This window comes from Vibrio sp. 1978 (genome assembly GCF_033344345.1).
Window position 1 is genome coordinate 1 of record NZ_JAWPOP010000742.1, and the last position, 592, is coordinate 592.

At 47.0% G+C, this 592-nt stretch carries 2 protein-coding genes; both read right to left on the reverse strand.

Annotated features, from left to right (window positions below):
- Nucleotides 1–334, reverse strand: a 334-nt coding sequence (gene mutL / locus R8N49_RS28855; protein WP_318190666.1) for a DNA mismatch repair endonuclease MutL, incomplete at its 3' end; no start/stop codon positions are given.
- Between the two features lie 22 nt (nt 335–356).
- Nucleotides 357–592, reverse strand: a 236-nt coding sequence (locus R8N49_RS28860) for a LysM peptidoglycan-binding domain-containing protein (protein WP_318190667.1), incomplete at its 5' end; no start/stop codon positions are given.

The following is a 592-nucleotide window of genomic DNA, read 5'->3' on the forward strand; positions in this document are numbered from 1 at the left end:
AGGTTAATGTAAGACGAGAGACGGAACTGATACTCGCCAATGCCTCTCCACGAAAGCCCAAGCTCATGATCGCTTCTAAATCATCTAAGGTATGGATTTTAGACGTTGCATGACGACTGAGTGCCAGCCCGAGCTCATCTTTCGCAATCCCTTTTCCGTTGTCACGAACACGAATAAGCTTGGCACCGCCTTTTTCGATATCGATATCGATTCGGGTTGCGCCAGAGTCGAGGCTATTTTCCACCAACTCTTTGATGACAGAGGCAGGTCTTTCGACCACTTCCCCTGCCGCAATTTGGTTGGCGAGCCTAGCTGGCAAAATTTTTATCGTCATAATGAGTTAGAAGCTCACTTACTTATTTGTTTGGAATGATCAGGACTTGCCCAACAGCAAGCTCGTCCGAGCGCAAGTTGTTTGCTTGGCGAATACTCGCAACACTCACGCCATATTTGGACGCAATCTTACCAAGGTATTCCCCTCGCGCGACTTTGTGCTTGCGAATCGGTTTATCTTTCACTGCTACGGTGATCTTAAGTTTTTGACCAACCCATAAGGTATCGGATTTTAAGTTGTTCTCACGACGAATATCCG